The sequence below is a fragment of the Pannus brasiliensis CCIBt3594 genome, from assembly GCF_036688125.1.
GTDB classification, from domain to species: Bacteria; Cyanobacteriota; Cyanobacteriia; order Cyanobacteriales; family Microcystaceae; genus Pannus; species Pannus brasiliensis.
Genome location: NZ_JBAFSM010000005.1, coordinates 16,385 through 42,574 on the forward strand (window position 1 = coordinate 16,385; position 26,190 = coordinate 42,574).

Below are 26,190 nucleotides of genomic sequence, written 5' to 3' on the forward strand. Positions count from 1 at the left end.
CTTAATTTCCCGTTCCGATCGCTTCTTGTAATCGTTCTTTGGTTAGAGTTCGTAGGAGATAGACCGAGAGAGGCGGCTGACTCATCGCCCGGACGGACGAATCGTTTAAATATTCGGAATAATCTTTCTTCCCGTTTAGATAGGTCTCGAAAAAAGCGATCGAGAGAGATTTCAGATACGATCGGGCCAGCGCGGGAGACGGGCCGGCCGAGAGCATTTCCCCCGGAACACCATCGCTCTCGATCGTCAGAAAAGATAGATGGGTTCCCCGCGGTAAAAAGACTAGATAACCGTCCGGCCGTTGTAATCCGGTGAAAGGCTGGAGTTGTTCGGGCAGGGCCGGGGCGAATTTGTCATCCCCACCCGAGAAAATCATTGTCGGAACCTTCATCTCGCCGAAACCCCGATCGCCGAAAATCGGATTAGAAACCGGGTTGAGCGCGATGACCGCCTTAACGCGTTTATCCTGTAAATTCGGGTCGGGAGCGGGACGATTCGCCCCCCGACATTGCCAGAGTAGGGCGGGATTCAAGAAAACCCTTTCCGGGTCTTTTAATTCCCCGCAAGTTCGCCGGAGTTCGTTCCAACGAGGTTGACTTCCCCCGATCGCCAGCGCGGTATAGGCTCCTAGCGATTGTCCGAGAACTCCCACGTTATCGAGATCCAATTTCCCCCGCCAATCGGGATCGGCGGACGCTTTCGCGGTTAGCGTATCCAAGAGTAGGGTAATGTCTTTCGGTTGCTCGATCCACGCGTTCGCGGCGGGAAGCCCGGCCGTCCCCTCCAGATACTCACCGATCCGTCGCGCGTCCGTGTCGGGAAAATCGAGGGCCGCCACGGCGAAACCCCGTCCCGCGAGGTGTTCGGCGATGTAGTTTAAACTCTGAATGTTGGAATTCAAACCGGGGGCGACGACCACCACGGGCGCGGGCCGCGTGACGTTCGCGGGAAGATAAACGACCGCCAGAATCGGTGATTTACCCCCCGGACGGGCGATCGAGAAAACCTGTTTCGTCCATTTCGCCGTACCGGGTTCGGCGAGTTCGGTGAGGGGGGAAGCGATCGCTTTCGCGGGATTCTCCTGTTTTTCCAACCAACTCGCGAATCGATCGGTCGCGGTCAGAATTTCATCGACGTGGGCGATCGTGTTCGCCGCCACCTTTACATTCAGGGGAATCGTCACGGGAGTTCCCTCGCCCCCGTACTTCTGGAGAATATTTAGGAGCGTTAACCCGCCTGGAGCGGCCGCCGCTTGAATTAACGCCCCCTCCAGAAACGGCCCGCTCTGTTCCGGGGGAGTATCGATAATCTTACTCAGTTGCTCGATCGTGATTTTCCCGATATAGGAATTGAGAAAATGAAAGATTTGCACCTCGTCGAACGGTAAGGATATTTGCAGAAATTGCCGTAATTTATCCCGTTCCACTTTGTCGAGGCGATCGGCGTAAAAGGCGAAAGCGGGGGTAATTTTCCCTTCCTTCGCGAAAAGTTCTAAATCTTTGACTAAAATCGTAAATTGCCCGACGGGAGGTTCGACAAAGAAGGTGATTTTATCGGCCGCGTGAACGGGAGCGATCGCTAGACTGAAAAGAGATCCGAAAAATAAATTGATCCCGAATTTTTTAATCGCTCCAACCTTCATACTTTTACCTACAGAAAATGATTACACCATCTCTCGATAATCGGCCGCTTTCTTCCTGAACCAAGCTTTCCGCATCTCGATTCAATGAGAAACGCGATAAATTTTTTATTCTAAAAGCTTAAAACCTACAGCCTTTCTTCTAAAAGATGGGATACAGGGCTTCGGGTGGGAGGAAGGAGGAGTGTGTATTGCCGATGAGCGGGAATCGAGGGATAAAACCCCCGAAACCCTTGTGAATTTCTGGGTTCGATCGAGGTAACGAAACCCGACAAAACTCTCGAAATGTTGGGTTTCGCTACGAGACTATCCGGAAGATTTCGACGAGTGGGAGTGAAAACGAATCCCGAGAAAAACATCGTAGAGAAAACTCCAGAAGTTTTTCTTTTGCAATAATCCTAACGATTGATCGCATCCTTTCGCGTCGAGTAAAGGCTTCGTCGCGTAATAGGCGCTCTGATATTTATACCAGGGAATCGACGGCCAGAGATGGTGGACGAGATGATAGTTCTGTCCGAGAATCAGGAGATTTAAAATCCGTCCGGGGTAGACACGGGCGTTTTTCCAACGATCGCGCTCTTGAAAGGGACGATGGGGTAAATAGTCAAAAAATAGTCCGAGGGCGATTCCCACGACTAACGCGGGAACGAACCAAAAATTCATCACGTAGCCGATGAAATCGTATTGAATCGCGAAATACACGATCGTGATGACGACTAAACGACTGAGAAACCATTCTAAAAGCTCGTATTTCCGCCACAAACGACGCTTGAAAAAGAAAATCTCGTGATAGAAAAAGCGCGCCGCGATCATCCATAAGGGGCCGCCGGTGGAGACGAAATGATCTGGATCGTTGTCGGGGTCGTTAACGTGGGCGTGATGTTGTAGGTGAACCCGCGTGAAGACGGGAAACGCGAAACCCAACATTAACGCGCTACCGTGGCCGAGGATGGCGTTGAGTATCCGATTGCGGTGGGCCGAATTATGAGAGGCATCGTGAATCACCGTCCCCGATAGATGAAGGGCGAGAACGTTAGAACCGAAGCAGATCGGGTCCGGCCAAGACCATAGCCAATAGCCACAAGTGGAGAGGATAATCAGGCTGACAGCGATCGAAAACATGAAAACGTTCGGATTGAAGCCCCCTGGAGCTTTTAAATACTCTTTGGGAACTGTCAGCAGTGTCTCGGCTGACTGCATTGTACGGGTCGCTCCTTCAACTCTGTCGCTTTGCTGGCGTAATTTATAATACTATGGACGCTTAATAAAGTTTTGTAACATCACCTTAATTAATCTAAACGGGTTAGACGGTAAGGATTTGTTATTGGTCTTTCCCCGTTCCCCGTTCCCCGTTCCCCCCGATTCCTGCTGTATAGTTAAGGATCGGATGCCGTCACAGGGAGGGGGGAGAATGATGCGAGAAGAATTGTCGTTTACCGATGAGGTGGTGACGATCGACGGGACGGGAGCGGAAATTAGGCGGGAAAAGGTAACAAATGAAGGTTATCGGCAGTTTTTATCGAAAAAGATTTCTTTAGACATGATGGCGATTCCGGGCGGGCAGTGTCTCGTCGGATCTCCGCGAGAGGAGGAGGGATGGCATTCTTCCCAGAGTCCTCAACATTCGGTGACGATCGAGCCGTTTTTTCTCGGTCGCTATCCCGTCACTCAAGTCCAATGGCGCGAGGTGGCGAAACTAGAACCGGTCTCGATCGAGCTTACCCCCTATCTCGCGCACTTTGAAGGGAAAGAATTACCCGTAGAACAGATTAACTGGTTCGAGGCCGTGGAATTTTGCGATCGCCTATCCCGTTTAACCGGACAGAAGTATCGTTTACCCACCGAGGCGGAGTGGGAGTACGCGTGTCGCGCCGGGACGAGTACCCCCTTTCACTTCGGGGAAACGTTAACCACCGATCTGGCCAATTATTCGGGGGTGGATTGGGAATACGGGGGGAAGATTTGCAGTCGGGGCAGTTACGGCCGGGGAAAACCGGGGATCGATCGACGCGAAACCACTCCCGCGGGGATGTTCGAGGTGGCTAACGCTTTCGGGCTGTACGATATGCACGGGAATGTCAGGGAATGGTGTCTCGATTCCTGGCGGGCGAACTATGATGAAGGGACGATAGAGGATAGCGATCGACGTGTCCTGCGCGGGGGATCTTGGAATACCGGCCCCCGTTCGTGTCGATCGGCCTATCGGGCTAAATTCGCCGCGTCCGCCTCTCTGTACGATATCGGTTTTCGCGTCGTTCGTGACGATTCTCCCTAATTTCTCTCCATGCTCGCGATTTTTTCCGCCATTGTCCCCGTCGGTTTCATTGTCCTCGTCGGCGTGGTGGCGGGACGGTTATTACAGCTAGAGGTCAATTCTCTCTCGCAAGTTTCGGTCTACCTGTTGGCCCCCGCGTTGGTAATCGATGGTTTCTATCGCAGTACCCTGACGGCGAAAAATATTACCCTTATTATCGCTGGATTCGGGATAATATCGCTTTTTATGGCGATTATCGTCACGATTGCCGCCTATTTTTTCCGAATTCCCGCCGAAAAACGGAAAAGCCTGATGGCCGCGAGTGTATTGCCCAATAACGGGAATATGGGACTCTCGATCGCCAGTTTCGCGTTCGGGGCGACGGGATTGGAACGGGCGATGATTTATATGATCGGGTCGAGTATCCTGCTATTCGGGGTCGCGCCGGCGTATTTACGGGGAAAAAGCTTTCTTTCGGGGATTCGCTTGATTTTCAAATTACCCCTACTCTGGTCGATCGTTATCGGGGTGAGTTTTCAGGTTTTCTCGATCGAATTACCCCTGCAATTGGATAAAGCGATCGAGTCTTTAGGACAGGCCGCGATCCCGCTGGCGTTAATTATTTTGGGGGTGCAGTTATCGGCGACGAAATTCGGCATCGGTTCGATCGAGATTTTGGGCGCGTTTCTCCGGTTAGTGATCGCGCCGATTATCGCCTATTTCGTCGGCGCGCGGTTGGGGTTATCGGGGCTAGATTTAAAAATTCTCATCCTCCAGAGTGCCATGCCTACCGCGGTAAACACGGTGGTTTTAGTCACCGAATTCGGGGGGGACGCGTCGCTGATGGCGAGGTTAGTGGTAGTGACGACTCTCGCTAGTTTTCTCAGCGTACCGGTTTTCCTCTGGGTGTTACGGTAGCGTGCAAAAATCACAAATCTCTCATCGGGACAGGAGTCAGGAGTCAGGAGTCAGGAGTCAGGAGGCAGGAGGCAGGAGACAGAAAGTAATCGTTTTCTACTCCCCATCTCCCTCATCTTCCCAATCTCCCCATCTCCCCATCACCCCCATTTGCGGATCGCCTGTTTTAACGGGCCTTCCGGTAAGCTTTCCACATCGAAGGAAGCGCCGGATTCCAGTCTTTCTAACGCTTCAAAAAAGGCGCGAACACCGCTCGCGGGACTATCGGGATGATCCATGATTCCCGTACCCGCGTTTAAAATCACGTTCCGTCCGTAGTCCTGTAGGACACGGGGAATAATGCCGGGATGAATGCCCGCGGAGGGAACGGGAAAAACGTTTCGATCCCGTAAAATATCGCGAATTCTGGCTTCTTCTAGCGGATCGAAGGGTAAACTTCCGTAGGAAGCCGGATACAGTACCGCGTCCGCGCCCCCGTGTGCCATCAGCGTACCCAACACCACTGAGTAGGCTAACCCGGTATCGGAACCCGCGCACATCGCCCCGGCGAACGCGGGATGCGCGAAAATCGGGACATCGATCGCTCGATCGCTCGCCAACGCTTCGAGAACCGAGAATCCGTAGGTCAGAACGTTCAATAATAACGCGTTCGCCCCGTTTTTAACCAATAATCTCGCCTTCTCGATTAAATCTCCCGCTTTCCCCGTCACGTTCACCGCGTACAACATCTCGCGCCCGTTCTTTTCCCGTAACTCGTCGAGAACCCGACGGCCGGCGCGCAACCGTTCTAAGGTGGGCGCGACGGGAAGATCGCCCATGATCTCGTCATCTTTAATCACGTCCAAACCCGCGTCCGCGACCTCTTGTAAGATCTTTCCGTGATCTTCCGCCGATAGTCCTAACGCGGGCTTAAAAATCGCCATCACGAGCGGTCGATCGAACGCGCCCAAACGTTCCCGAATGCCGGTGATGCCCACTTTCGCCCGCGTCCCGTAGTCTTCCGGGAGATGCACCCCCACCACTTTTCCCACGCCAGCCATCGAATATTTGCCGAATATCATGGTTAAAAGGCTGGCGATGTCATTTTCGACATTTATTTCAGGAAAACGCACTCTAGCCACCTTGTAGCCGTCGGCTTCGGTTTCAATACTGACGACTTCGGCAAGATGTTCGCTCAATTGGCTCTCGCGGTGGCTGTAGCGATCGCTCCAAGTTCCGGCGGTTTGTCCGATGGCGATCGTTTTTGCCTGACGTTCCGCGTCTACGGAGGGGGGAAAGCGATAATCGACGAAAATACTCATAAGCGAGTTCGGAGTTCGGAGTTCGGAGGCAGGATAAAAAATAACATATTTCAGAATCGATCGCCCGAATTCCAACGTTACGAGTTTTTCTACCGTTCAATAATGAGTGGTCGTCATAACTTTACTTTTCTCGGCGGTTCAGATCGGTAAACTCTTTCGATCGAGAATAACTCTATTATCGATCGCCCGACGGAAAAGGCGATCGGGTGACGCGTCTTCCGTCTCTCCTCTTCGGTTGTATAACGGTTTCTGCCTAAAGGGGGAAGGGGATCGCTCGCGAAATTGATTATCGTGAAAAGACTAACTAAACAATTCTTATTGTATCTGCCTCGAAAAAAAGAGATTTTAGGAACAAAATATGCTAGGAGTTTTAAAGCCCGATCGAGCGATCGGATTATCTTCTCTCGACAAGATTACTGACGCTACCTATACCGAGGTAGAGCGGGAGTTCGATCGATTATTGGTGACGGAAAATCTCGATCGCTTTCTCGCGGATCGATCGAGTTCGATCGACCGACTGGAAAACACGATCGCCCATGCGCTCGATCGAGCCTATCGAGAAGAGACGGAAGAGAGCGATCGATCGCGTCTTTTCCTACAAAGAATTCTCTATAAAATCAACCGTCTACATCTTTTCTGGTACGATAACTTACAAGCGTATAAAAACGAGCGATCGATCTATTTACAATTACTGAGAGATCGGATCGAGTCCGCATGGCAGGAATGGGAGAGTAAGCAGATCGATATCGAGGCGATCCGAAAACTCGACGTGAAACAGGCATTACAGGAACGGAACGAGCGGGATCTGAATCCAGAGATCGCGGAAAATAAACGTTTTTTGCGCGAGGAAATGTCCTTCGCGGGCTATCGATGTTTACTAGCGATCGCCTCTCTCGATGGATTGGTAGAAGCCAGTAGAATGTCGAGAATTCTCGGCGGCGCGAGTAATCAGGTTCAAGCGACTCTCATCCGCGTTCTTTTAGAGGAATACGGAAACGGCAACTTAAAACGAAAACACTCTACTTTCTTCGCCAGTATGATGGCGGAGTTGGGATTAAAAACCGAACCCGAAGCTTATTTCGAGATCGTTCCGTGGGAAGTTCTCGCCAGCATCAACCATAATTTTTTACTCACCGAATGTAAGCGTTATTTCCTGCGTTATAACGGGGGATTAACTTACTTCGAGATCGCCGGCCCTTCCATTTACGAGGATTACCGGATCGCGGCGGAAAGATTGGGATTATCGGAGACGGCGATGGGCTATTGGAAATTACATATTCAAGAGGATGAACGTCATGGACGCTGGATGTTACGGGATGTCGCTCTCCCTTTAGTGGATATGTATCCCGAAGATTCCTGGCAGATCGTTCTCGGTTACGACCAAGAGAAATCGATGGGCGATCGAGCGGGATCTGCCGTGATTAAAGCTATCAAACAACTAGAATCTAATTTTTAAATCACCATGCAAGAAACGATTGTAACTTCCCGCCTCGATCTTGATAGTTATTCCCCGGATGAAGTATTTTTCTGTCCCGAAGAGTCAAGGTTTTATTCTCAGTGTATCGAAAAAATGGTGTTTACTCGATCGACCCCTTTCGATACGATCGTGGAATTCGGAGCGGGAGACGGTAGCCCGGTGATCGACGCGCTATTAAAAAGCCATTTTCACGGCACGATTCACGGCTATGAATTAAATCCCTCCGCGGTGCGGGTGGCGCGCTCGCGGATCGATAAATACGGGCTAAAACATCGATATATTATTCACGATCGATGTTTTTATCAAAACTTTCCCGATCGAACCCGCTACCTAATCGCCAATCCTCCCTATCTTCCCGCTCCCGATAACGATCTGTATCTCCCGGCTTTACACGGGGGAATCGACGGCGCGACGGTGAGTAAACAGTTATTATCGATGAATAGCGAGAATGTTTTGCTGATGCTATCGGCCTATTCTAACCCGATCGAGACGGTGGAACACGCTATTGCGGAAGGCTATCAAATTGTCGATTTTACCGTGTCTCCCCTTCCCTTCGGTTACTACAGCAATGAACCGAAAGTGAAGCGATCGATCGCCAAACTCCGCGAGGAAGGCAAGGCTTTCTACTCGTCGAATATTTATTTTCTAGCGGGAACCTTATTTCGGAAAAAATATCCCGAGAATATCAATATTTCTGCGGAGTTCTTACAGGTGATGACAGCGTTGTAAGCGAAGACGCAAAGAAATCGGGGAACCTCTCGAAAATGTTTCTCGAACAGTTTTCCGTGTGGGAAAGCTCGCTCTTTAATACCGCTCCTCGTTCGATACCTCGTCACCTGTTATAGCGGCTCGATCGGGGTTACTAACAGACCGAACAAGGGAGTTGTTTTTAAGCGAACTTTTCCATTTTTGTGGCGGAAGAGCGAGGAGGATAACGGGCAATGGTTACTATCGTATCGCCCGAACCTCGATCGCTTCATCGAGCCGATGAGTGAATATAATGGAAATAACCTATAGCTGGAAATAGGCGATGGTAGACTGGTTACTAATTTGGGGAGTCACCCAGGCCGCGGGATTCGCTTTCGGTTCACTCATGCAGGAGTTGGCGAAAGAAGGCGCGAAGGACTACGGAAAAGAGTTTTTTAAGAACGCGCTCGGTAAAGTTCTCCGTCTTCCCGAAAAGGATGTGCGGAAAGAAGCCTACGGAAAAGCGATTAAAGCTTTTTTGGAACTTTTCCAGCAACAATTAGAAATGGCGGATGTAGCGGAAGATCAAGTTAAGAATTATGAAAAATCCTTGACTATTTTTCTTCACGATCCAGCCGTGGAACCGGTGTTAGGAAGTGCTTTCGTGGTTAACTGTCCGGCGATCGATACGGTCACTCTCGCGAGAAGCTGGCAAGTTCTCCAGTTATGTTCCCTACCGCATGGATTTAATTGGGAAAAGTTAGGGAAGTTTTATCTTCGCAAAGTTCGAGAGATCGTGGAGGGTTCCGAGAAATTACGGCCGATTTTTACCCTTCAACTAGAGATCGAGGATAATCAGAACCTTCGAGAAATCGCGGGAATCCCCACGGATTATGACTTGGAACGCTACGCGCGAGGGATACAGAAGGAATACGGGAAACTAAAATTAGAATTTTTGGATACCATCACCCGCGAGGAAATAAAACTCTGGAATATTTTCGTTCCGCAAAATGTCAGACCCTGCCGACAGTTTATCCCGCAACTTCACGAGATTCCGAAAGATATTCTCCAAGATCTCGTGGATAGGGGTGAAATCAGTCGATCGGAATTGGCAAGGATCGAAGCGGAGTTAGAACGGGAAAGGAGAAAGTATTTTAATCAACAACCACGGTCAATTTTAGAGATTATCGATTCTCCCGACTATCTAAAGACGGTATTTTTAGGCGATCCGGGAGCGGGAAAATCGAGTTTCTTGCAATATATCGCCTTGGGGTGGACGGAGAAAATAGGGAGCGATCGAACCTTATCTCCCTTACCGCTTTTGGTGGAACTTCGTATTTACGCAAGAGACAAGGAAGAGAAAAAATGTCAAGACTTTCTAGAGTTTTTCCATCGGGGGAATCTTTTCTGTCATCTCAACCAGCACTCTTTGCACCAACAACTAAAAAACGGTCAAGCTATCGCTCTTTTTGACGGTTTAGATGAGGTCTTCGATCCGCAATTACGGAACGAAATTATTACCGATATCAAACGTTTTAGTTATGATTATCCGCAAGTGCGGATCGTTGTCACCTCTCGCTGGTTAGGGTATTCCGCACAAGAATTAGAAGATGCGGAATTCGATCATTTCATGTTACAGGATCTCGATAAGGATCAGGTGCAGGATTTTGTCCAGCGTTGGCACGATCTCGCTTTTGAAGAGCGGGAAGATAAAACGAGAAAGCGAGAACGGTTAGAAAGGGCGATCACGGAATCGAAAGCGATTCGAGAATTGTCGGGAAATCCTCTCCTGTTAACCATGATGGCGATCCTCAACCGCACACAGGAACTACCGAGAGATCGACCGAACTTGTACGAGAAAGCATCGGAAATTCTCCTGCATCAATGGGATTTTGAAACCAAGGATGAGTTAAAAGATCCCGAATTGAAAAAGTATCTATACAATATCGAACTTCGGGACAAAAAAGAGATATTACGCGCCGTTGCCAATGGAATGCAAGCGGGAGAGAAGGGATTAGCGGCAAATCTGATCTATGGAGAAGATTTAGAAAAAATCATCGGTCAATATCTCGAATCGACAGGAATCGGGAAACGAGAGTCAACGGATCTGACCGTTTTAATTATCGAGCAGTTGCGCTATCGAAATTTCATCCTTTGTTCTTTGGGAGGGAATTCTTTCGCTTTCGTGCATCGAACTTTTTTAGAGTATTTCTGTGCCTGTGAGTTTTACGAGCGCTTTAAGAGTCGGGGTCTGGAAGGTGGCATGACTCTAGAAGAGCTAAAAAATGAGGTATTCGGTCAACACTGGCAGGATAGCTCATGGCACGAGGTCTTACGGCTACTCATCGGGATGTTGAGCGCGGAGTTTCCCAAGGAAATTACAGAGGAGTTGATTCATTATCTAATCGATCGAGATGGCGAGTCTGCCAAGTTTGCCAATTTATTTCTAGCCGTGGACTGTTTTTCTGAAGTGAGGAACCGTCAAGTTTTTGCTGAAATCAGTCAGAGTCTATTGGAGCATCTAAAAGCTCTTTGGGATGAAAATAAAATAAGCTCGTCAATAACTGGGTTCGAGATTTATCCAAAAGCCGTCTCTAGCATCGCTAGGACTTGGCAAGATGATCCGGTGGGATGGAAGGTACTTCAATTGATTGCAAAACGTCCCGGCTATTGGTACGGAGATGGAGAAGAAGCGATCGATCAATTAACAGCGCTCGCCAAAACCCATCCCGAAACTTTATCAATCCTGCAAGAATTCGCCAAACACGGAGCATGGAGAGCGATCATTGCTTTAGCCCAACACTGGCGCGATGACCCCCAAACCTTTCCCATTATCCAACAACAGGCTCGACAGGGCGACTGGAGCGCGATCTTATTTTTAGCCCAACACTGGCGCGATGACCCCCAAACCTTTCCCATTATCCAACAACAGGCTCGACAGCGCGATGACCCCCAAACCTTTCCCATTATCCAACAACAGGCTCGACAGGGCGAAAGGAGCGCGATCGAGGCTTTAGCCGAACACTGGCGCGATGACCCCCAAACCTTTCCCATTATCCAACAACAGGCTCGACAGGGCGAAGAGAGCGCGATCTTCGTTTTATCCGAACACTGGCGCGATGACCCCGAAATCTTACCCATTATCCAACAACAAGCTCGACAGGGAGGAGGGAGCGCGATCGCGGCTTTAGCCAAACACTGGCGCGATGACCCCCAAACCTTACCTATTATCCAACAACAGGCTCGACAGGGGGAAAGGAGCGCGATCGAGGCTTTAGCCGAACACTGGCGCGATGACCCCCAAACCTTTCCCATTATCCAACAACAGGCTCGACAGGGTGAAAGGAGCGCGATCGAGGCTTTAGCCGAACACTGGCGCGATGACCCCCAAACCTTTCCCATTATCCAACAACAGGCTCGACAGGGTAAGAAGGGCGCGATCGATGCTTTACGGAGAATCGGGATGAAGAGGTAGAGATCGTTATCGCTCAAGATGGAAGTTGGGGGTTTGAAAGATGAAGCCGGATTTCGCGACGATGACTAAAGCGCAATTAAGAGCCTATCTTCTGGAACATAGAGAAGATACAGAGGCATTTCACGCCCTAGCGGATAGAATTCTCGATAATCCGAATCTGCAATGGCACACACCGGAAGAAATCGATCGCTTTCCCGAAATTTTCCGAGAACATCCACAAAAAGAAAATTCTTCTAGTAATAAGTAAAAACTGAGAAAACTTTCTAATTATTGACGGAGGATAAAACACTGAAATGGTAGCTACCGCACCCAAAAAGCTCACCCTTGAAGAGTTTCTACAACTACCGGAAACCGAACCCGCATCCGAATATATCGACGGTGTAATTATTCAAAAACCCATGCCGCAGGGAAAACATAGCACGATACAAACCGAATTAGCACCAGCGATTAACGCAACGCTGAAACCGAAAAAAATCGCCCGCGCTTTCAATGAACTTCGCTGTACTTTCGGGGATCGATCGCTCGTCCCCGATATTTCCGTTTTCCAGTGGGAAAATATTCCCCGCGACGAGAGAGGAGAAGTGGCGAATACTTTTCTCCGCGCTCCCGATTGGTCGATCGAGATCCTTTCCCCCGACCAAAATCAGACCAAAGTAACGAAAAATATCCTTCATTGTCTGAAACACGGTACGCGAACGGGTTGGCTAATCGATCCCGCGGAAAGAACTGTTTTCGTCTATTTTCAAGGAACCTCGATCGAAGTGTTCGACAATCCTGAAACGCTTTTACCCGTCCCCGAATTCGCGGGTGAATTCCGATTACCCCTCGGCGACTTATTCGCGTGGTTAACCGAATAATTCGACTATCTCGCTACCCGCGCTAGAATTTCCCCGTGTAATAAAGCTCGATCGATCAAAAACCGAACTCGATCGCCGCTTAACCTTTCCCCGTTAGCGTAGAAATCGATCCAAGTCCTACTGATCTCGTTGGGATCTTCCGGTAACTCCGCGACATCCCAGCCTTGAAGTCCCACTTCTTCCATCAACCGCGCCACCTTCGGATCGTAACTGAGCGCGAAACAGCGACAATCCTCCGCCGCCGCCATAATTAAACTATGGAACCGCATCCCGATCGTCATCTCCACGCCCCGAAATAAGCCCTTTAACTCCCTCGGATCGACTAAATCGACAATTTTGTGGTGTAACGGCAATTGACGGGCGATTTCCTCTAAAATCGGACGATCGCGGGCGATTTGAAAGGGAACCAACAGGATAAACGCTCCGGTCGCTTTCTGGAAATCCGCCAAAGCGATCGCCAGTTTAGAAATTCGATCGCCCGTCAACTCCCGATGGGGACGTAAATTCACCGCCACCCTCGGCGCGGGCAGATCCCACAACCCCTTAACCGACGTACCTTCCAACGCCCACACCGGATCGGGCGCGACCAGAGGATCGATCCCCCAGCCGGCCACCAAGCGCGCCGACGCGTGATCCCGCACACTCACCGCGTCACATCCCCGCACTACCTTTTTCGTGAACCATCGCGTGAAAGGACGGTTTAACGGGCCGATTCCCTGCGCCCACGCGACCGTTTTCAGCCCCAGCAGTCGCGCCAACAGCATCACCCCCCCGTAATACAGCGGGGAGATCGCGCTACTCACATCCTGCATCAAACTCCCGCCGCCCCAGATAAAAATATCCGACTTTTTCAGGGTTTGAATCACCTGCCACGCGTCGCGCGTCGGACAGGTTTCCACCCCGTACCGTTCGCGGGTTTCGGCGGGATTATTCGAGAGAACGATCGGGGTAATCGATTTCGGCAAAACTTGCAGGAGAGACACCAATAACGCCTCGTCTCCCCCGTTTCCCCGTCCATAGTACCCACAAATTACGGCGCGCTTCGTCTTAGTCATCCATTTGCCACGGTTCGGTAATATTGTTCTCGTCGAGAATGTTTTTCGCCCGGAGAATTAACACCAACTCCCCGAGGGGGGGAACATCGGGCGCGTTCTCGAACCACTTCAGCGCGACAGAATCCCCGGAATCGACCAGATAATAGCGATTCTCGTCCCATTCGCCGACGGTTCGATCGATCACCACCAATACCTCTTCCGGTTTCCCCGACAGCGATCGCGGCAACCGTTCACTCGGCCAGAGAATCGCCACCGGATCGATCGATTTTAAAATCGCCTGCCATCCCGGAAGGGGAACGAGGGTTCGTTCACCCCCGACCGTCACCGTCCGGAAAGGTTCCTCGATCGATAGCGCTTCCACCCCCGCGATTTCCCCCGCGGTTAGGGGAAAACGTCCCGCGAGGGGAACCATTCTCGCCAGTTCATCCTCTCCCTGTAAACGGTGGATCGGCATAAGGGGCGAACTACGAGCCGGCGCGGTAGAGAAATCCTGTAATAACGACTCGATCGCCGTTCTCGCGCCCGCGGAACTCGCGAATTTCAATCCCTTAGCGATTAATTTCGCTCTCTCGGCCAGATCCCGCTTCTGTTTGCCCCGTTTCCAACACTGATAGGCGATCGCGTCCCCCGGATCGCGGGTAAATTCCGCGGGAACCTGCGATAAACGGGCGAAATCCTGAACCGCCTTGGCGATATCTCGGGCCTCGTCCACGTCGATTTTTTTCTCCATGCCCAACACGGCCGCGGCGAGACGTTGTTCCCGCGTCAGGATACGGAACTCGTAGAGGACATCACTGCGCGGCCCCTCGTAATAACGCAATAGTTCCGCGTCCGCGCCCTCCTGTACCAGACTATCGAACACCTGCGACGCGACAATAATTAAATTCTGTTGGGCGGCCTGAAAACCCGTCCGATCGAAAATGACCCCGGAATCGTAGCCCGCTTTCTGTAGTTTCTGGCATTTCGCGCCCCAATCGGTCCAGTTTCCCTCTTTGTGTAGGAGCGATCGCAGGATTTCCGTCGCTTCCTCTTCCGATATTTGAAAAGCTGTATCCGCGGGCTGTTCTGTCATAATTCAAGAATCGCGATGAGATAAATCGAACTTATCTAATCTCTAAAAAAATGTAAGAAGTATTTAAGGGTAACACGATAGACTAGATAGTACCAGAATAGCTAACAATCGCCCCCCTCGTACCGATCGGGTTAGTGGATCTTTAGAGAATGTCTAAATTACAAGTTAACAGAAGCGTTCCCCCGTCGCCGAAAGCCGCCCCGCGCGAGCGGACGATGAGAACCAAACGCCACGCCAAAGATAGCGCTCTCGGTCTCGTTTCTACCCTCAGTTTCCCGGCGATCGTCGGAACCGCGGATATGATGCTGAAATCGGCGGAAGTAACCCTCGTGGGTTACGAGAAAATCGGTGGCGGTCACTGTACGGCGATCGTGCGCGGCAATATCGCCGATGTGCGCCTGGCGGTGGAAGAGGGGGCGAAAACCGCGGCGCAGTTCGGACAGTTGGTTTCTAAGTCGGTAATTCCCCGTCCCATGCCTAATTTAGAGGCGATTTTCCCGATCGGTAGCCGTCTGGCCGAGATCGCCCAAGCGCAACGGGGTTATAGCAAGTTAAGCAATATGTCGATCGGTCTGCTGGAAACCCGCGGTTTCCCGGCGATGGTGGGCGCGGCCGACGCGATGATGAAGTCCGCGGACGTGCAGTTAGCCTCCTACGAAACTATCGGCGACGGGTTATGTACCGCGATTATCCGGGGTTCCGTGGCGAATGTGGCGGTCGCGATCGAGGCGGGAATGCACGAGGCGGAAAAAATCGGCGAACTCCACGCGGTGATGATTATCCCCCGTCTGTTGGAAGATCTCGAACACACGTTACCGGTGGCGAGTTACTGGTTGGATACTCCCGAACCGTTACCGATGCTTCTCCCCAATACCGTCCGCGAGAAACAACGGGAGTTAGTCGCCCTGCCGGAGTTGGAAAAAACCGCGGTTCCCGTCCGTCGTCGTCAGGAAATCCCCGAACCGGAGGAAATCGCCGAACCCGTCCCCGTGGAAGTGATCCCGGAAGACAGCTAGAATTCGGTCGCTATCGCGTCGATCGAGCCGAAAAATTCACGTTAAAATTCTTACCGGCTTTCAACTACCCGCGATCGGTCGATCGGGGGTAACTATCTTTTTCTCGGCGCGAATCTAAAGCCGTAACGCTCTAAAGTCCCGTAAAAAGCGAGGAAACCGCCGATCGAAACTCGTTCCCGTTTTCGTTTCGCGGGTCGGCCGGAGCGATCGCCCGGTAACAGATCCGTAACATTCGACGGCGATCTGGTCGGAGATTTTTAAACTTTTGTTAACTTGCCTTGCTTTTCAAAAAGGACATCGGGAACAATCTGTGGATAGTTTTGATAGAAATCGTTAATCGATCTCATTAGAAAAAATTTTGTCCCCCCGATCTCCACGATTCCCATGCTAGAAGCCTTTGTCCTCTCCCCCCGTTACACGCTCGACGATAGCGATTGGTTAGAAGGGATCGATCCCTCCCGTCGTTACTGGTTACACGTCAACGGAGATACGCGTCAAACGGTACAGATCCCCGGATTAGTGGTTTTTAGTCTAGAGGAATTGAGAGACGTTATCGGACAGTTCCGCTCTCTACAGCCCGCGGAAAGCCTAAAAATCGAAAGAATCGCCGAATCCTGCACGATCCATTGTGTGAGCGGTAATTGCTACGCGATCGAGGGAAGAGTCGAGGGCGCTCTCACCTGGCATCTGCTCGATCGAGAAACCGTGGAAAGCCTCCTGATGAGCGCCCATCCCGATTGGATTCCCTCCGAGAAAGACATCGAACTCGGTAGACAGATGTTACTGCGTTCCCTCGCTCGTCCCGCCTATCAACACTAGGCGAACTGGCGCAAATTCAGCAATTCTCGCGGGTTCGCCAGTAATTTCACCGTTACCGACTCGATCTGTCCCGCGGGGGTTAACCGGAACGTCCATTCCACGTTAACCGTGAATAGAGGGGTCTGTACCTTGCCGACGACAACGATCTGTAGCGATCCGTCCTCGAAAACTTCCCGCGTACCCTGTCGGGGAAAGGCGATCAATCCCTTCGCTTCCTCGCTCAGATAAGCCTCGATCGCTTCTCTTCCCGTGACCCCTTCCTCGAAAGGCGCGATTAAAGTCCCGGATTCGGCGAATAATCCCGCGGTCTGTCCGAATTCCCCCGCGTTCAGGGTTTCAAAATACCGGGAGATCGTCGGTTCGTCAATTCCCTCGATCGTGATTCGCGAATGCTCCGTATTGGCGATCGTCATTGTTAAGTCCCGATTCTTAAAGAAGTATTAAGTTCATGGTAAAGCTTTACCCGGACAAATGGCACGGGGGAAGGGGAAGGGGAAAAGGGAAAGCTTGTCGGTGGGTTAGCGAAGCGTAACCAAGCCGACAGTTCGCTTTACATGAGAACGAGCTATGAGCGGGAATATTGACGGAAAAAGACCCGATCGAGGGAAAGTTTATCTCACCGGCGCGGGAATCGGTGGTATTGAATATCTGACGGTACAGGCCCGCGAAATTCTCTCGATCGCCGAGGTTTTGGTGTACGATGCTCTGGTCGATCGATCGTTACTGGCGCTCGTCCCCGACAGCCGCGAGAAGATCGAGGTGGGGAAACGGGGGGGAATCCCGAGCGCATCACAGGAAGAAATTAACCGATTATTGGTCCACCACTGCCAACGGGGAAAACGGGTCGTTCGTTTAAAAAGTGGCGATCCGATGGTTTTCGGTCGGGTTTATCCCGAGATGCTGGCATTACAGGAGGCGGGCTGTGATTTCGTGTTAATCCCCGGTATTTCCTCCGCTCTAGCCGCCCCGTTACTCGCGGGAATTCCCCTCACCGAAAAAGATATCGGCCGCTGTTTCGCCGTCCTCAGCGGCCACGAGCCGGACGATCTCGACTGGCAGGCTCTGGCGCGGATCGATACCCTGATTATCCTCATGGGAGGGCGATCTTTACCGATCATTATCGAGAATTTGACCCGAAACGGCAGAGATCCGGGGGAATCGATCGCCGTTATCCGCGATGCCGGTCGCCGCTCTCAACAGATCTGGCGCGGGACATTGGAGAATATTCTCGCCAAAACCGATCGGGTGTCCCTGTCTCCCTCTATCCTGATTATTGGTCAAGTTGTCGATCGAGCGATTATGCCCCCCTCTCTCCCCCTATCCGGAAAAACGGTCATCGTAACCCGCGCGGCCGAGCAATCGAGCGAATTCACCACTCTCCTGCACCAACAGGGCGCGAATGTTATCGAATTGCCCGCTTTGGAGATCCGTCCCCCGTCGAGTTGGGAGGGATTGGATCGCGCGATCGAGGATCTAAGCACTTTCGACTGGTTGATCCTGACTTCCGCGAACGCGGTGGAATATTTCTTCGATCGCTTGACAGATCTCGAAAAAGATGCTAGGGCATTGGCGGGAATTAAAATCGCCGTGGTGGGTAAAAAAACGGCGAAATTCTTGAAAGAGCGGGGATTAAACGCCGATTTTACGCCGACGGATTTCGTGGCCGACGCGTTGGCGCGGGAGTTTCCGGATGTCGTCGAGGGAAAACGTTTTCTTTTCCCGCGGGTGGAAACGGGAGGAAGAGAGATTATCGTGAAGGAATTGAGCGGGAGAGGGGGAGAAGTGGTCGAAGTGTCCGCTTACGAGTCCGCCTGTCCCGATCGGATGAACGAGGAAGCGCGGTCGGCTTTACAATCGGGAGAGGTGGATATTATCACCTTCGCGAGTTCTAAAACGGTGGGGAATTTTGCCGCTTTAATCGAAAAAGAGGGAATATCGCCGGAATTGACGCTAGAAAAAGTCTGTATCGCCTCGATCGGGCCGCAAACCTCGAAAACCTGTCGGGAATCGCTCGGACGCGTCGATGTGGAAGCGCGGGAATACACGTTAGAAGGTTTGACCTCGGCCCTGATCGAGTGGGTTCGGGAGGGAAAATAAGCCGTTTTTCCCCTGTTTTCGGGAAACGATCGAGGCGCGGGAACCCGATCGAGGCGCGCGATCGCCCGATTCGTGACATTTATCCTCGCTAAAAACGGAATTTTTCCGTGAAAACTCTCTTGACAAAATTATCATTACAGAAAAAAGCGAGTAGAAAAGATTTTCAGTCTCCTCTCTACCCGTCCCGTTACCGGCTTACTAGAATTTTTCACCGGTCGATCGATCGATTCCCGTCGCGGTTTTCCTTAGAATTTATCCGTCGTCGGCCGCGGGCCGACCGCGCCTTCCGGATTGACGAAAAGATTACCGGCCGCCTCGTTTTGATAGATACAATCGATACGCGGTTTCCCTTCCAGGGGGCCGGTAAAACCGAAGGTATTCATCCGATTCTTACAATCATTAACCTGTTGCGCGTCTACTAATTTCTGCTGTTCGAGAATCGACCAGTTATTCCGCCGGAGGACGCATCCGGGTTGCATCACCGGTTGGGTGACGAAAACGTGAAAGGGGTTGAGGGTGACGAAAATCCGCACGTCAGAGACGATCGCACTCGAACCGAACTGAACACATAATTCCGCGTTGGGAGCGCTTCGATCGATCACCTCCCGCGAGGCCACGTTTTCCGGGCTAAAACTGGCGGTCGAACTGAATACCAGCCCCAAACCGACCCCCAACACGAAAATACCGCCGATGAGCGCGATCATGGCGTAGTTCAGTTTCCCGAGAAAGCTATCCCCACCCCGACGGGGACTATCGGTATACGGTGGCGCGTAATCGCGATCGCGCGATCGGGGAGGGGTCGATCGAGGTCTTCTATTCATAAAAGGCTAAGGGGTCTTTTCGCCGCCTATCTCGCGGGTAAACTTCTCGTTACTATCCTAGCAGGGGCGTGAAACCTTGAACGGAAACCGACGGGTTACAAGCCTTTCTTTGTCCGGGGAAAAGTTTTCGGAGTACCAGATCCCGGACAAAACCCGCCTCCTGCCTTCTGCCTCCTGCCTTCTCTGACCGTTTCCGCCCGGTATCTAACTTAATCGTTTTTTCAATTTTTCTGTGCTATCGTTGGTGACTAAATAGAGTAAGTCGGCCTAATCCGATCGTTCCCCGGTACTTTCACCGAGACGATCCGGAGCGGAGGAACCATTTTTCGGGGCGTATCTCTGTGGAGAAGGATATCTCTCTATCCTAGCCCGTCAGCTAACTTCGTCGGCGTGGGGAGAAGACTGAAGATATCACAGCATTTTCGAGAATGTCTTGATAGATTCAGTTCGGTCGCTGGTGCTACTCGTGAACCGTAACTTGAAAGGAGATATCGGCCGGATCGATCGTTAAAAAAAAAGTAAATCGAAGAAATCGCCACGAAATATCGTGTTTTTTGAAGTTTGCAGGCTTTTTTTGTAAGCGAGTTTTTGACAGATAATTAAGCGTAATCGAGAAAAAAATGATAGAATCCCTGCCGACGTTTATCGCCGCCGCTACATTTATAGGAGTTATTCTAGTCATTACTTTTGAATGGCTCCATCTCACCGTCGCCGCGCTACTCGGAGCCTTAATTCTCGTTTTCACTCACATCATGACCTTACAGGAAGCGGTCGGTTATATTAGTAGGAGTTACGCGACTCTCGCCCTATTTTTCGGAGTAATGGTTTTAGTCAGAGCCTTCGAGCCGACGAAAATTTTCGATTATCTGGCTGTGCAGATGGTACGGCTGGCGCGAGGACAAGGAAAATTATTATTAATCGGAATTGTCGCCATTACCACGCCGATCTGCGCGGTATTACCGAACGCCACGACTGTCATGTTACTCGCCCCGTTAATTCCCCCGATCGCTCAGGATATCGGCATCGATTTCGTCCCCTTATTAATCCTCATGGTTTTTGTCGCCAATAGTTCGGGATTGTTAACCCTCGTCGGCGATCCCGCCACCTATATCGTGGGGGATTCTATCAATATCACGTTCACCGAATACTTACAGCGATTGAGTTTTGGGGGAGCGATCGCCGTTCTTGTCATCCTCGTCGCACTCCCCTGGTTATTTCCCGATATCTGGCGCGCGAAATTCGAGCATCTCGAAGATTTACCCCATCCGCGTATCAATCATCCGAGAGTTCTAGCCGCGGGGGGAATTATTGTTTTCTTCGTGCTTCTTTTCTTCGTGATCGGCGAAACTTTCCCGGTTCCCCTCTCTCCCGCCGCGGTCGCCCTCATGGGAGCTACCCTAGCTTTATTACTCGCCCATCAATCGAAAATCGATACCGTTCATAATATTCTCAAAGATGTGGACTGGAGTACCCTAATCTTTTTTATGTCCATTTTCGTCCTCATCGGGGGTTTAGAAAAAACGGGCGTGGTCAATAGTTTATCCGGAATCCTCGCAGTATTATTGGGGACGAATATCGCGTTAGGTTCCCTCGTTCTCTTATTTTTTGTCGGTTTACTCTCCAGTGTCGTTCCTAATATTCCCCTCGTGGTGGCGATGGTTCCCCTGCTGAAACAATATATTGTCAACGTGAATTTAGCCGGGCCGGAAATTCTCTCTCCCGATTACGCGGGGGTTTTTCCCGTTGCCGTCCTGCCCCTTTTCTACGCGATGATGTACGGCGCGACGCTAGGAGGAAACGGCACACTGGTGGGCGCGTCCTCGAATATTGTCGCCGCCGGGATCGCCGAACAACACGATAGTAAAATCACGTTCAAAACTTTTTTACGCTACGGGATTCCCGTGATGATCGCGCAGTTGCTAATCCTGGCGCTGTATCTCGCGGTTTTCTTTTTGCGGTAGGATCGAGGTTTGCCCCCGCGTGAAGGTTGAGAGGTTATGGAAGTTCTCCCGGCGATCGATATTCTCGAAGGAAAATGTGTCCGCTTGTATCAGGGCGATTATCAACAGTCGCGGGTGTTTAACGAGAATCCCGTCACCGTGGCGTTGCAGTGGGTGGAACAGGGGGCGACGCGCTTGCATCTAGTCGATCTCGACGGGGCGAAAGAGGGAAAATCGGTCAATTTACCGACGATCGAGGCGATCGTCCGCGCCGTGGATATTCCCGTACAGGTGGGCGGCGGCTTGCGAGATGTAGCGGGCGCGAGTAATTTATTCAATATCGGCGTAGAATACGCGATTTTGGGGACGATCGCCGTAGAAAATCCCGATCTCGTTAGCGAACTAAGCCAACGTTTCCCGAAACGGATTCTCGTCGGCATCGACGCGCGCGGGGGTAAGGTGGCGACGCGGGGATGGTTGGAAACCTCGGAGGTAGAGGCGATCGATCTCGCGCGACGGATGGCATCGCGGGGAGTCGCGGGGATTATCTACACCGATATCCACCGCGACGGGACGTTAACGGGGCCGAATCTGCCCGCGTTACGGGAATTAGCCGAGGCGATCGAGATTCCGGTGATCGCGTCCGGGGGGGTGAGTTCGCTGACGGATTTACTCAGTTTACTCGGTTTGGAATCGATCGGCGTGACGGGGGTAATCGTCGGCCGCGCGCTATACACGGGAGAGGTGGATCTCGGTGAGGCGATCCGCGCGATCGGCCCCGGTCGCTGGCAGGATGTGCCGCCGAATTTCATCGCGTGAACCATGAGATTCGAGTTTATCGTGGAAGGCCCGCCGGTTTCCCAACAAAGTAAAGGTGGTAAGGGCGATCGACTCCGAAAGTGGAAAGCCTTCGTGCGACAAGAGGCCGAAAAATATTGGTCGGACGAACAAGAAACCACCACCGAACCCGTTATGCTTCAGATTATTTATTTCTATGATGCCGAACGTCCGGATAGAATATTGGACGTAGATAATATCGTCAAACCGATTCAAGACGCGATCAAAGGTCTAGCCTACGTCGATGACGCTCAAGTAACCGATCTCTTAGTTAGAAGGAGGAATTTATCGAATAACTTTACTATAGAAAATATCACCGAACCTCTAGTAGAAGGTTTCGCTCGCGGGAAAGAGTTCCTGCACATTATTGTCAGCACTGTATCCGATCGGGAGGTACTCACAGAATGGCGATCGTAACCGAGAAACAACACGGAGAGCAACTTTTGAAAGTCGCGAATGATTATAAAGCGAAAGGTTTCGAGGTTATCTTCCAACCACAAACCGAAGACTTACCCGACTTTATGAAAAATTATCGTCCAGATCTGCTCGCCCGTCGGGGAGAAGAATCGGTAATCGTTGAAGTTAAGTCCCGTTCCTCTCTAGATTCTGCTACCGCGCAATATTTAAGTTCGTTGAGTCGAGAGATTAAAAAACATCCGGGGTGGACATTTCAATTAGTCATGATCAACCCAGAGAAAATAGATAATAATTCCGAGGCTGTCTATTCTTGGAAATTAGCGGAGATAGAAAAAAAATTTGCGAACGCGAGACAATTGATTCAGTATCCAGAAGCGGCGATCTTGTATCTTTGGTCGCTCATCGAGGCTTTATTAAGACTTCTCGCCGAAAAAGAGGAAGTCAGTATTCGGGAAGTGAATCCGAGTTATTTAATTAAGAAATTAACCGTGGAGGGGGTAATTGACAGGAACGAATATCAAATGCTTACAAACGCCTTTTCCCTACGAAACGCGCTCGCTCACGGATTTACTCCCCTAAATTTACCCTCGAATTCTGTTGAGGAATTCATTAAATTAACAGAACAGTTGCTATTGTATTTCCAAGACCGGCGATCGAGCGCTGACGAAAGCGGGAGTAATCCTAACGCGTAAACCGGGTAAAATTCGCGTGAAAAAGCGATCCATCTTTATTATTCGCCCGATTTTCGAGCTTTTAGATCGCGAAAGATGAATCGCGCGCGAGGTCTTTTCTTTCTCCGTCGTCGATCGATCTAGCTTCTGGTCGCTTCCGTGACGACTTCCTTGGGAACCACGAGAGAAACGCCGTTTTTCGTCTCGATCTGGTAGAAAACCCGGCTTAACTGCGAGGGGCAACAGAGGGGATCGGTGTCTCGGTAACGGTTGAAGACGGTGAGTAGGCGATCGCCATTCTGGAGGATCGTTCTCTGCGAGGAACCGTCGGTTCGGGAATCCATCGGCCGGGGGGAGAGTGTCCCGACGAATTTGCCATCGACAAAAACGAACTCTTGATAACCCATCGGTCGGCACATTCCATCTACCCCGCTCATCGCCAAAATTACCGAGGTTTTGCCGTAGGATTGCACCGCGCCGTAGAGTAGCCAGCCCAATTTCTCGATCGCTTTATCGGACGGGGTGGTTCCCTCGCGAACCTGCGCGCTACATTGATTGTCGATGACGGTTTTTACCGGCGGTTTCGGAATACTCGCGCCCGTTTTATTCCAATTGGTCAGGGGTCGATCGAGCCATCCCCGCGGCGCGTCTTTCGGCGAAGTTTCGGCTTTTTCGGGGGTTTGGCTGATGATTTCCAGTAATTTCCACTCCTCGGCACTTTTATCCGCGGGTGGGTTCTCGACTCTCTCGATCGCCACTTTTAACTGATATTGGAATCCGGGCTTAAAATCGAATCCCTCGATCGAGTTATAAAATAATTTCCACTCTTCCTCGGGTTTTTCCTTAATTTGTAGGCATTCTTGAGGTGCGACCCCCGTACAGGGCTTTTTTCGCGAGTTTACCCAGATTGTCTTCTCCGATCGCGTGATTTTCGGCGCGGGGGTAAAGGTTAAAATGCCGAGCGTGTCGTCACCGCGATAAACCAGTTGTAAGTCTCCTTTCCCGGTGATGGCGTATTGTTGAACTCCCTTCAACGCGGTCAAAAATTGGGCTTCCTGTTTCATCCAGGGTTCGGGACAGGCTTTTCGCGACGTGACGATCGCTTCGTTGACGCTGAGGTTGTTGTCTGCCACCTGATAACCGGTGTTGTAGCGATTACATCCCGCGGAACCGGCAAGCGTCGATTTACTGAAGGAAAGGGTGATTTCCGTCTCTTTTAGCGGGGTTTTTCCCGTCCACGCGGTTAATTTCCAGTTGGTTCCGTCTAGGGTTGTCGGAGTGTTTTGAGCGATCGATCTCCCTCCCGCCAACGCACAACTTAAGCCGATTGTCAAGAAAATTGCTGTCGCTCTTCGTTTCATGATCTCGTTCCCGCGGTCGCGTCAATGATTACATTATGACCCGATCGATCTCCCCGTTCGCATGAGGTTTATCAGGATTTAGAGACGGGAAAAGAGCGATCGAGGTTTCCTAAAGGTCGATTTTTTCCCCGCGGATGGCGAGATCTAGGAGTTCGATCGGGTGAATTAAAAGGATATCTTTTCCCTGTAGTTGTAGATGTTTTTTAATCTGTAGAGAACAACCGGGATTCGGGGAAGCGATCGCTTTCGCCCCGGTATTCGATAAATTCTCTACCTTTTGCCGTCCCAATTCATCGGCGACTTCCGGCTGTAACATATTATAAACCCCCGCGCTCCCGCAACATAACGCCGCGTCCACAGGTTCCTTTAATTTCACGTTGGGAATCTGCTGTAATAGTTGACGAGGTTGAACGCTGATTTTCTGTCCGTGCAATAAATGACAGGCATCCTGATAAACGAGCGGAAATTCGCCGTCGGTAACGGGAGAAAGTTCGCTGGTTAACCCGACTTCGGCGAGAAATTCCTGCACGTCCCGAACTTTAGAAACAAACGCTTTCGCCTTCTCTTTATATTCGGGATCGTCGGCGAGAATATGATGGTACTCTTTCAACGTGTGACCGCATCCCGCCGCGTTGATAATAATATAATCGACATCCGTTCCCGCGAAACTATCGATCATCTGTCGTGCGAGGGTTTTCGCTTGTTCTTCCTGTCCCTGGTGCGCGGGTAACGCCGCACAACAGCCCTGACTTTTCGGAATAACCACCTCGCAACCGTTGGCGGTTAGAACTCTCACCGTCGCCTCGTTCACCGGGGAGAAAAAGAGTCTCTGCACACAGCCGAGAATTACCCCGACTCGATACCGTTTTTCTGTTCGGGAGGGAATCACATCGGGATAGTTTTTAAAGAGAGAGGATAACGTGATTTTCGGCAAGATAGACTCCATCGCGGCGAGACGGGGAAAGAGTGCTTTTAAAATTCCCGACTTTCTAATAATGGTTTGTAAGCCTAACGTCTGATAGAGCCAGAGAAGAGGTAAGAATAACTTTAAACGGACGGGATAGGGAAAGAAGTTAAAAATTAACGCTCTAAGGATTCGATCGGCTAAATTTCGGGGTTGATTCCGTTCGACTTGGGGACGGGTGGCGGCGATTAATTTATCGTACTGGACTCCCGACGGACAGGTACTCACGCAAGCGAGACAACCGAGACAGGTATCGAAATGTTGTGTCGTGGTTTCGTCGAGACTTGCTTCTCCTTTATTAATCGCGTTCATCAGATAGATTCTGCCTCTAGGGGAATCCATTTCTTTGCCGATCACGCGATAACTGGGACAGGTGGAAAGACAGAAACCACAATGGACACAGCTATCGATCAACGCTTGCGCGGGCGGATTTTCCGCGTCGAATCCTTTATTTTTCCGGTCTAATAGTTCTTGAAAATTCACGGAATGTTCGGAGAGTTGCATAGGGATTA

General features: G+C 51.0%; 23 protein-coding genes and 1 riboswitch. Of the genes, 14 read left to right on the plus strand and 9 right to left on the minus strand.

From position 1 onward, the window contains the following. Position 1 precedes the first annotated feature (1 nt). A complete protein-coding gene (locus V0288_RS03875) occupies positions 2–1,642 on the minus strand; it encodes an alpha/beta hydrolase (protein ID WP_332863709.1) in 1,641 nt (546 codons plus the stop codon). Between the two features lie 303 nt (positions 1,643–1,945). Next, the gene (gene crtR / locus V0288_RS03880; RefSeq protein ID WP_332863710.1) at positions 1,946–2,839 is read right to left on the minus strand and encodes a beta-carotene hydroxylase; all 894 of its coding nucleotides are present in this window, start codon (positions 2,837–2,839) and stop codon (positions 1,946–1,948) included. A 214-nt stretch (positions 2,840–3,053) separates the two neighbouring features. On the opposite strand from crtR, the gene V0288_RS03885 reads away from it, so the two are divergent. Beyond that, the gene (locus V0288_RS03885; RefSeq protein ID WP_422661891.1) at positions 3,054–3,914 is read left to right on the plus strand and encodes a formylglycine-generating enzyme family protein; all 861 of its coding nucleotides are present in this window, start codon (positions 3,054–3,056) and stop codon (positions 3,912–3,914) included. Between the two features lie 9 nt (positions 3,915–3,923). After that, a complete protein-coding gene (locus V0288_RS03890) occupies positions 3,924–4,811 on the plus strand; it encodes an AEC family transporter (protein WP_332863712.1) in 888 nt (295 codons plus the stop codon). Positions 4,812–4,951: 140 nt separating this feature from the next. Here the strand turns inward: V0288_RS03890 and V0288_RS03895 are convergent, their stop codons facing one another. Beyond that, entirely contained in the window at positions 4,952–6,112 is a 1,161-nt protein-coding gene (locus V0288_RS03895; RefSeq protein ID WP_332863713.1) for a RuBisCO large subunit C-terminal-like domain-containing protein, read from the minus strand. Between the two features lie 358 nt (positions 6,113–6,470). On the opposite strand from V0288_RS03895, the gene V0288_RS03900 reads away from it, so the two are divergent. The 5 genes from V0288_RS03900 (at position 6,471) to V0288_RS03920 (ending at position 12,608) form a co-directional block, all read left to right on the plus strand. Continuing rightward, positions 6,471–7,568, plus strand: coding sequence for an iron-containing redox enzyme family protein (locus V0288_RS03900; RefSeq protein ID WP_332863714.1), 1,098 nt, complete (start codon positions 6,471–6,473; stop codon positions 7,566–7,568). Positions 7,569–7,682: 114 nt separating this feature from the next. Continuing rightward, the gene (locus V0288_RS03905; protein WP_332863715.1) at positions 7,683–8,318 is read left to right on the plus strand and encodes an SAM-dependent methyltransferase; all 636 of its coding nucleotides are present in this window, start codon (positions 7,683–7,685) and stop codon (positions 8,316–8,318) included. Between the two features lie 301 nt (positions 8,319–8,619). Further along, positions 8,620–11,751 carry an NACHT domain-containing protein gene (locus V0288_RS03910; RefSeq protein WP_332863716.1) on the plus strand — a complete coding sequence of 1,044 codons (3,132 nt, stop codon included), beginning with the start codon at positions 8,620–8,622 and terminating at the stop codon, positions 11,749–11,751. Between the two features lie 40 nt (positions 11,752–11,791). Continuing rightward, positions 11,792–11,998 carry a DUF6887 family protein gene (locus tag V0288_RS03915; protein WP_422661889.1) on the plus strand — a complete coding sequence of 69 codons (207 nt, stop codon included), beginning with the start codon at positions 11,792–11,794 and terminating at the stop codon, positions 11,996–11,998. A 46-nt stretch (positions 11,999–12,044) separates the two neighbouring features. Continuing rightward, positions 12,045–12,608: a Uma2 family endonuclease gene (locus V0288_RS03920; protein WP_332863718.1), complete on the plus strand. Its 564-nt coding sequence runs from the start codon at positions 12,045–12,047 to the stop codon at positions 12,606–12,608. Between the two features lie 5 nt (positions 12,609–12,613). Here the strand turns inward: V0288_RS03920 and csaB are convergent, their stop codons facing one another. Both csaB and V0288_RS03930 read right to left on the minus strand, forming a co-directional pair. After that, positions 12,614–13,663: a polysaccharide pyruvyl transferase CsaB gene (gene csaB, locus V0288_RS03925; RefSeq protein WP_332863719.1), complete on the minus strand. Its 1,050-nt coding sequence runs from the start codon at positions 13,661–13,663 to the stop codon at positions 12,614–12,616. After that, positions 13,656–14,735, minus strand: coding sequence for a RuBisCO accumulation factor 1 (locus V0288_RS03930; RefSeq protein WP_332863720.1), 1,080 nt, complete (start codon positions 14,733–14,735; stop codon positions 13,656–13,658). Before V0288_RS03930 ends, csaB begins: the two co-directional genes overlap by 8 nt. Before the next feature lie 215 nt (positions 14,736–14,950). Here V0288_RS03930 and V0288_RS03935 point away from each other — a divergent pair, with 215 nt between their 5' ends. Further along, a complete protein-coding gene (locus V0288_RS03935) occupies positions 14,951–15,751 on the plus strand; it encodes a beta-carboxysome assembly protein CcmO (RefSeq protein ID WP_332863831.1) in 801 nt (266 codons plus the stop codon). Between the two features lie 384 nt (positions 15,752–16,135). Beyond that, the gene (locus tag V0288_RS03940) at positions 16,136–16,570 is read left to right on the plus strand and encodes a hypothetical protein (RefSeq protein WP_332863721.1); all 435 of its coding nucleotides are present in this window, start codon (positions 16,136–16,138) and stop codon (positions 16,568–16,570) included. On the opposite strand, the gene V0288_RS03945 is transcribed toward V0288_RS03940, so the two are convergent. Then, positions 16,567–16,983, minus strand: coding sequence for a ketosteroid isomerase family protein (locus V0288_RS03945; RefSeq protein ID WP_332863722.1), 417 nt, complete (start codon positions 16,981–16,983; stop codon positions 16,567–16,569). The genes V0288_RS03940 and V0288_RS03945 overlap by 4 nt on opposite strands. Positions 16,984–17,137: 154 nt before the next feature. Here V0288_RS03945 and cobA point away from each other — a divergent pair, with 154 nt between their 5' ends. Beyond that, the gene (gene cobA / locus V0288_RS03950) at positions 17,138–18,667 is read left to right on the plus strand and encodes a uroporphyrinogen-III C-methyltransferase (protein ID WP_332863723.1); all 1,530 of its coding nucleotides are present in this window, start codon (positions 17,138–17,140) and stop codon (positions 18,665–18,667) included. Between the two features lie 245 nt (positions 18,668–18,912). Here cobA and V0288_RS03955 read toward each other — a convergent pair whose 3' ends face one another. Further along, positions 18,913–19,488 carry a DUF3172 domain-containing protein gene (locus tag V0288_RS03955; protein WP_332863724.1) on the minus strand — a complete coding sequence of 192 codons (576 nt, stop codon included), beginning with the start codon at positions 19,486–19,488 and terminating at the stop codon, positions 18,913–18,915. Between the two features lie 255 nt (positions 19,489–19,743). Next, a riboswitch (cyclic di-AMP (ydaO/yuaA leader) is annotated at positions 19,744–19,893 on the plus strand. 215 nt (positions 19,894–20,108) lie between these two features. Between V0288_RS03955 and V0288_RS03960 the strand changes: the two genes are divergently transcribed. Genes V0288_RS03960 through V0288_RS03975 form a run of 4 tightly spaced genes read left to right on the plus strand, consistent with a single transcriptional unit; the run spans position 20,109 to position 23,374 of the window. After that, positions 20,109–21,449 carry an ArsB/NhaD family transporter gene (locus V0288_RS03960; protein WP_332863725.1) on the plus strand — a complete coding sequence of 447 codons (1,341 nt, stop codon included), beginning with the start codon at positions 20,109–20,111 and terminating at the stop codon, positions 21,447–21,449. Positions 21,450–21,485: 36 nt separating this feature from the next. Then, on the plus strand, positions 21,486–22,247 hold the full coding sequence (gene hisA, locus V0288_RS03965; RefSeq protein WP_332863726.1) for a 1-(5-phosphoribosyl)-5-[(5-phosphoribosylamino)methylideneamino]imidazole-4-carboxamide isomerase: 762 nt from the start codon (positions 21,486–21,488) through the stop codon (positions 22,245–22,247). Positions 22,248–22,250: 3 nt separating this feature from the next. Continuing rightward, positions 22,251–22,682, plus strand: a complete 432-nt coding sequence (locus tag V0288_RS03970; RefSeq protein ID WP_332863727.1) for a RusA family crossover junction endodeoxyribonuclease — start codon at positions 22,251–22,253, stop codon at positions 22,680–22,682. Continuing rightward, positions 22,670–23,374, plus strand: coding sequence for a hypothetical protein (locus V0288_RS03975; protein ID WP_332863728.1), 705 nt, complete (start codon positions 22,670–22,672; stop codon positions 23,372–23,374). Before V0288_RS03970 ends, V0288_RS03975 begins: the two co-directional genes overlap by 13 nt. 119 nt (positions 23,375–23,493) lie before the next feature. Here V0288_RS03975 and V0288_RS03980 read toward each other — a convergent pair whose 3' ends face one another. Further along, a complete protein-coding gene (locus tag V0288_RS03980) occupies positions 23,494–24,714 on the minus strand; it encodes a DUF4377 domain-containing protein (protein ID WP_332863729.1) in 1,221 nt (406 codons plus the stop codon). A 109-nt stretch (positions 24,715–24,823) separates the two neighbouring features. After that, positions 24,824–26,182 carry a (Fe-S)-binding protein gene (locus V0288_RS03985; RefSeq protein WP_332863730.1) on the minus strand — a complete coding sequence of 453 codons (1,359 nt, stop codon included), beginning with the start codon at positions 26,180–26,182 and terminating at the stop codon, positions 24,824–24,826. Between the last annotated feature and the right edge of the window lie 8 nt (positions 26,183–26,190).